General features: G+C 38.0%; 6 protein-coding genes. 1 reads left to right on the top strand and 5 read right to left on the bottom strand.

The genetic code is table 11. The features are described 5' to 3' along the window. Window positions 1–29 precede the first annotated feature (29 nt). Both Q5O73_RS00405 and Q5O73_RS00400 read right to left on the bottom strand, forming a co-directional pair. Window positions 30–866 (bottom strand): CpaF family protein, encoded by an 837-nt coding sequence (locus Q5O73_RS00405; protein WP_302668787.1) that lies wholly within the window; start codon window positions 864–866, stop codon window positions 30–32. A 17-nt stretch (window positions 867–883) separates the two neighbouring features. Next, a complete protein-coding gene (locus Q5O73_RS00400; protein ID WP_021953502.1) occupies window positions 884–1,888 on the bottom strand; it encodes a hypothetical protein in 1,005 nt (334 codons plus the stop codon). Window positions 1,889–2,075: 187 nt separating this feature from the next. Here Q5O73_RS00400 and Q5O73_RS00395 point away from each other — a divergent pair, with 187 nt between their 5' ends. Beyond that, window positions 2,076–2,750, top strand: a complete 675-nt coding sequence (locus Q5O73_RS00395) for a hemolysin III family protein (RefSeq protein ID WP_021953503.1) — start codon at window positions 2,076–2,078, stop codon at window positions 2,748–2,750. A 92-nt stretch (window positions 2,751–2,842) separates the two neighbouring features. Here Q5O73_RS00395 and Q5O73_RS00390 read toward each other — a convergent pair whose 3' ends face one another. The 3 genes from Q5O73_RS00390 to Q5O73_RS00380 are packed head-to-tail and all read right to left on the bottom strand — an operon-like array spanning window position 2,843 to window position 6,162. Beyond that, complete coding sequence (locus Q5O73_RS00390; RefSeq protein WP_302668786.1) at window positions 2,843–3,637, bottom strand: YgcG family protein; 795 nt, start codon at window positions 3,635–3,637, stop codon at window positions 2,843–2,845. 12 nt (window positions 3,638–3,649) lie between these two features. After that, on the bottom strand, window positions 3,650–4,744 hold the full coding sequence (locus tag Q5O73_RS00385; RefSeq protein ID WP_302629303.1) for a hypothetical protein: 1,095 nt from the start codon (window positions 4,742–4,744) through the stop codon (window positions 3,650–3,652). An 11-nt stretch (window positions 4,745–4,755) separates the two neighbouring features. Then, on the bottom strand, window positions 4,756–6,162 hold the full coding sequence (locus tag Q5O73_RS00380) for an SPFH domain-containing protein (protein ID WP_021953506.1): 1,407 nt from the start codon (window positions 6,160–6,162) through the stop codon (window positions 4,756–4,758). Window positions 6,163–6,192: the final 30 nt, after the last annotated feature.

Raw genomic sequence — 6,192 nt, 5'->3', positions numbered from 1 at the left:
GTGTACTTGGGACGGGGAGCGGCTTTTTATTACGCTCTAAACCTCACTATTTCATAATGGTGGGGCTCAGGTCTCATTCTAAGGGATGTTCTGATTAAATCTCTTATGGTAATTTCGTTTTCTCCCTCAGTATTCGCCTGCCTTGCCTCCATTCTCACTATATTCTTAATATTTTTTAGCTGTAATTCCGCAGAATCCTCTATGGTAATAACCCTTTCCTCTCCGGGAATGTAATCTGACAAAACATTTAAAAAAGTAGTTTTACCGGAGCCGGTTCCACCGCATATAAAAATGTTATAACCTGATACCACAAGCTTTTCCAAAAAATCCGCTGCTTCCTTAGTAATGGATTTAAGTTCAATTAACCTCTTCATATCAACTCTTTCCCTGGGGAACTTTCTAACCGTAACTACTGCTCCGTCAATTGCCACCGGTGGAAGAACAATGTTTACCCTGGAGCCGTCAGGAAGTCTGGTGTCCGCTATAGGTGATGATTCATTAATTCTTTTATTATTTCTGCTTACAATCTGCTGTATAATGTCATTTAGCCTTTCCGGAGAATCAAACTGTCCCTCCGTTTCATATATATGTCCCTTTTTTTCAATAAAAATGCTGTTATGACTGTTAATCATAATTTCCGTAATATCTTCATCTTCTAACAATTCATCTAATATTCCCAATCCCTTAATGGAATTAAATATGTATTTATGTAAACCTATTTTTTCACTGACCGACATATATCTGTATTCAGTTTCTTCTGCAATTATTTCATCTATAATTTCATGTATCTCGCTATTTTCAGCTTCCCTGGACATATCCAGATTGTCCACAACTTTATTTCTAATATCTTCTTTGTTAGTTTTCATATCATCATCCTAAAATTTTATGCAACCTCTTCTAACTCTTTTTTTATAACAGCACCTAATTTTCCCTCTAACTGATTTTCTAAATAATTCTCACTGAAACTCTCCGTACTGATTTCCGGTATAAATATCTTTTTTGTCTTTTCTAATAATTCTTCTTTTTCGCTTTTTAATAAAAATTCTTCGTAAACAGATGCTTTCATGGTATTAATCCATCCTGTATTAACAGGCATATACACCTTGTCACATATATCTAATAATTCAAAAATATTCTCCACCATATTACCTGTGTCTACTATTATTCTGTCATATAACCCCAGCTCTGAAATTTTCTTGATTAAATTAATCCACTCTTCTGTTTTGATTTTTCGCAAATCTTCCGAATACAATAATGGTGGAATATAATCCATATCCTTATACCTGCAAATAACAGTGTGAAGTCTTATGGCTACAGACTCCCTGCTTTGTCTGAAATAATACATAAGATCAGACAAATCCTTTGTGCATCTGGTATTTAGCAGTTTTTCAAACACTGAAAATTCTTCCAAATTAATATAGAGAACGGAGCTTTTCCGTGCCAGCATAGCCCCCAGTGCAATGGAAAATACTGTGTTTTCTTCATTACATGCAGGTGAGTATATCCCTATAAGCTGTGCCGCCTTTCCTAAAACCTTAACCTCTTCCACCTGATTATCCCTGCTATAACAGTCTGATATTTTTTGTAAAATATTCTCCGTGGACTGATATTTATATACCGCAGGATATGTCTCATATTCTAAGCTTACGGTTCCTGATGAAAGAATTATAATGTTTTGAATATTTTCATTTTCAATGTTTTCAAACATTAATTCCGGCGATATAAGAGCTATGGTAATGCTTTCCTTCTTCAGATATTCCTTAAGCGCTTCTACCCTGGTAAAAGAAATCACACGAAACACTGTTCCATGTCTGTTTCTAATATAGTTTGCCAGTCGGCTCACATATTCACTATCGTTATCACAAATAGCTAATGTTCCCGTGTTCATATTTTTATTGTTTTCCCTCCTTGCTTTTATGTATGCTCATATTATATATGCACACTTCTAAAATGTCTATAGTTTTTTTAAATTTTTTTAATATTTTTTTATTGACTAAAAATATAATAAATGTTATCATTCAATGTAGTATTAATAACTACATGTTGTAGAATTGATTAATGGAGGGTTTAAATTTATGAGTAAAAGAATTAAATTAGCAGATAGGGAACTCCCTACATATTCAAAAGGTGAAGAGATTTTTAATATGGTATCCCATATTGTAGGTGGAGCTTTAGGTATTGCCGCTTTAGTGCTTTGTATTATTACCGCAGCTAAGGCTCACAGTGCCATTGGTGTCATTTCATCCTGCATTTATGGATTTACCTTAATAGCTTTATATACAATGTCTAGCGTTTATCACGGATTAAAACCCGGTATGGCAAAAAAAGTTATGCAGGTTTTAGACCACTGCACCATTTATTTCCTTATTGCAGGAAGCTACACACCTATACTTTTAGTTGCCATGATGCCTAAGTATCCTGTTATTGCATGGTTTATTTTCGCTTTAGTATGGGGCTGTGCCGTTGTTGCCTGTACCCTTACTGCCATTGATTTAAAAAAATACCGTGTAATGTCCATGATTTGCTACCTTGCCATGGGCTGGGTTATTATCTTCTTTATTAAACAGACCTACGATGTTATGTATCTTGGTGGTGTTGTTTTTCTTGTAACCGGAGGCGTTGCCTACACCATTGGCTCTGTTCTTTATGGTCTTGGAAAAACAAAAAAATGGATGCACTCCATTTTTCATTTATTTATTCTTGCAGGAAGCGTGTTACATTTCTTTGCAATTATTTTATACGCACTGTAATGTAATTATTTATCACATAAAAAATACCTTAGCATATGAATTATTATGATTCTCTGCTAAGGTATTTTTATGTTTATGATATTATTTTTGTATTAGAATTTACCACTGGTTCCACCATGAGTTTCCCCGGATGATGAAATATGTGTGCTGCTTCCGCCACCATTATTGTTATCATTTTTCGGTCTGGCTCTTTTAGTAATGTTTGAATAAAGATACAAATCCCTCATTTCGGAAATGTCAACGCTTCCGTCTTTAACATAATTGCCTGCTGCTGCCTGCATATGAACAGATTTTAATTTTGCTATCATGCATGCCACAATTATCAGGGCAATAACCAGTCCTGCCACAAAAGAAATCAATATCCACATTGAAGACAAAGGTTCGTGGGGCATATTGGAAGAATCATATGCAGCCCCTTCTTTCGCCTGGGTAAGAAATTTGTCACATTGTTTTGCATAAGTACTAAATGCCTTTTCATAATTACCGGCGGATAAGTCATCTAAAAACTTATTTTCTATATAATTTATTCCGGCATCAGTAAATGCCTCAGTGGCATACCCACAAGTCGATATCCCATAATCTCTGTCCTCCATGGATACTAACAGCAAAATTCCATCTTTACCATATCCGTTATAATCGTAATAATCATCGGCATATGCTTCCGCACTTTTTCCGTCAAGGCTGTTGGTAGTTACCACTACCACCTGACAGTTTTGCCTGTTGCTTATTTCCTTTAAAGTTTCATTTAACGAGTTTTCTTCGCTATCTGTTAATAATCCTGCATCATCCACTACATATGCAGCCATTTCGTTTTGGGCAAACACCGGCATTACACACATTGTAGAAAAGATAAGGGTAAATAAAATTATGTACAATCTCTTTTTCATCTATTTATCCTCCTATAAAATTCCGGCAAACCATAAAATCCATGCCACAATATAAACTAAAATACTGCAAACTACAGTGAGACCTACAGCCCATTTGCAGGCGGCGCCTTTGTCCACAGGCAGGTCTCCCACAAATTTTCCTGTCTGGCCATTCATTGCAAAAATGTAATTATTGCCATTCCATGATGTTGTAAGCATCCACACCGGATACAGGGCATACTTTGCCTTGCCGTTTTTAAGTTGTATACTGGTGCTTTCAGGAACCACTGTTGCATATCCTGTAACCGTGTCAGCAAAAACATCCTCCGTTGATTGTTTCACACGCTCATTGGCACGTTCAATACTTTGTTCTGCTGTTACATCGTATTTATCTGCCATATAGCCTGCTAAGTAAGCTGTCTGGAAATCCACTGCATCCTCAAAATTGTATGGTTCAATGGACTCCATTAAATCATCTGCCATTTTAGATGAGCCATCCACCGGAACTCTTTCAAATCCTATACTTCCACCTCTATGTACCATAAAATGGCTGGTTTCCGTATAATCATATTCGCTGTCGCTCCAGGTTCTTACGGTAGTTGCCCTATATCTGATTTTGGCTTTGGCATCTGTATCAAAAAGCCAGAAAGGAACATATACACCCTTTATTTCCTCTATGTGATTCTGACTTTTAAATACCTTTGGTAAAAGACGCTTTCCTGACAAATGCTTTTCAAATCCTGCCTTTGCCGCCTTTTTATCCAGCTTAAAAGGAATAATGTAATCCGGTCGCAAGTCACCTTTAAACTGTCCCATAAGTACCACAGGGTTTCCACAAAACGGACATGATGTTGCCGCCATGGTATCATCTCCCACAATTTCCCCACCACAGGAGTTACATACATAGCTATGAAGACCATCAGTTTCTCCATCCTGCCATTCTCCTCCTGCAGTAGTGTCCCAGGTCATATCATCTTCTGCTTCTTCCTTAAGTTCCTTATCGTATCCCTTAAGGGTATCCATTTCAAATTCCGTATCACAATATGGACACTTCATTTTCTGAACTGCGCTGTTAAATTCAATTGCCCCGCCACAGCAGGGACATTTATATTCCTGCATATCAGCCATAAACGTACCTCCTACTGTCTGTCATTTTCATCAAATATATCACCACATTCCGGACAGAATTTTGGTGGGTGAGCAGGGTCTTCAGGCTCCCATCCACACTTATCACAGCGATATAATGGTGCTCCCTCAGGTTTCTTCGCTCCGCAATTCTGACAGAATTTTCCTTTGTTTACAGTTCCACAGGAACAGGTCCAACCTTCATCAGCCGGCTTTTTAGCTCCACATTCAGGACAGAAGTTTCCTGTTGCCATTGCTCCGCAGGAACATTTCCATGCTCCACTTACAACCGGCTCCGGCTTCTTTGCTCCGCATTCAGGACAGAAATTTCCATTAACTGTGGCTCCACATGAGCATTTCCAACTGTTTTCTGCCTGTTGCTGTGACTGCTGTGCATTTTTCTGTGCTGCCTGCTGCTGTCCCATTGCATATAAATTTTCCGGATTCATTCCGCCGGCATTCATTGCCATGCCCATTCCCATAAATCCGGTCATTGCTCCGGCTTCATTAGATGCTGCTGCTCTCATGGCATCAGCCTGGGCACCAACCATAGCTGCCGCTCCCATAGATGGGTCACGCATAACTGCTGAACGCTGTAACTGCTTAATCATTTCAGCATCTTCATCCGGCAATGTAACACTGCCAAGGGCAATACTTACTACCTTTAATCCTCTAAGCTCACCCCATTTAGCTGAAAGAGCTGTATTCATTGCTTCCTCTAACTCTGTATTGTGGGTAACTATCTGGTTTGGTCTAAGTTCCAAATCTGACAATTTTCCAAATGCCGGCTGTAATGCACTAATAAATTCGCTTTTAAGCTGTCCCTCTAATTCTTCCCGTCTGTATTCACTGCTTACATTTCCGCATACATTTGTATAAAATAATAACGGGTCTGCTATTTTGTATGAATATACTCCTGAACATCTTACGGAAACGTCCACATCTAATCCGATTTTAGAATCAACTACCCTAAAAGGTATCGGATTTGGCGTTCCAAACTTATTATCAATTAATTCCTTAGTGTTAAAATAGTAAACTCTCTGGTCTTTTCCGGTGTCTCCACCGTATGTAAATCTCTTTCCTACTGTTTTAAAGGTTTCCTTAATTCCTTCCCCTAAACTTCCTGAGAAAATACTAGGTTCCGTAGATGAATCATAGGTAAATTCTCCCGGTTCAGCACATACTTCTACGATTTTTCCCTGTTCCACAATAATCATACACTGTCCATCTGCCACAGCTATTCCGGAACCATTTGAAATAATGTTATCATTTCCCTTTGTATTAGATGAGCGGCCTGTAATTTGTTTTTGTCCTCTCACCATTAATACTTCCTTGTCTATAGCATCACAATAGAAAAACTCCTTCCACTGATCAGCAAGTGTTCCCCCGAGTGCTCCCACTCCCGCTTTAATAAGTCCCATAATGAACTCCTTTCCTTTTTATTATATTTT

Origin of the sequence: Eubacterium sp. AF15-50 (genome assembly GCF_934835595.1) — a bacterium.
GTDB lineage: Bacteria > Bacillota > Clostridia > Lachnospirales > Lachnospiraceae > Eubacterium_G > Eubacterium_G segne.
This window is presented reverse-complemented; position numbering and strand designations above follow the sequence as displayed.

Coding starts and splice junctions, on each gene's coding strand:
- Q5O73_RS00400 (WP_021953502.1), bottom strand. CDS start 1,888: ATGAACACGGGAACATTAGCTATTTGTGATAACGATAGTGAATATGTG.
- Q5O73_RS00395 (WP_021953503.1), top strand. CDS start 2,076: ATGAGTAAAAGAATTAAATTAGCAGATAGGGAACTCCCTACATATTCA.
- Q5O73_RS00390 (WP_302668786.1), bottom strand. CDS start 3,637: ATGAAAAAGAGATTGTACATAATTTTATTTACCCTTATCTTTTCTACA.
- Q5O73_RS00385 (WP_302629303.1), bottom strand. CDS start 4,744: ATGGCTGATATGCAGGAATATAAATGTCCCTGCTGTGGCGGGGCAATT.
- Q5O73_RS00405 (WP_302668787.1), bottom strand. CDS start 866: ATGAAAACTAACAAAGAAGATATTAGAAATAAAGTTGTGGACAATCTG.
- Q5O73_RS00380 (WP_021953506.1), bottom strand. CDS start 6,162: ATGGGACTTATTAAAGCGGGAGTGGGAGCACTCGGGGGAACACTTGCT.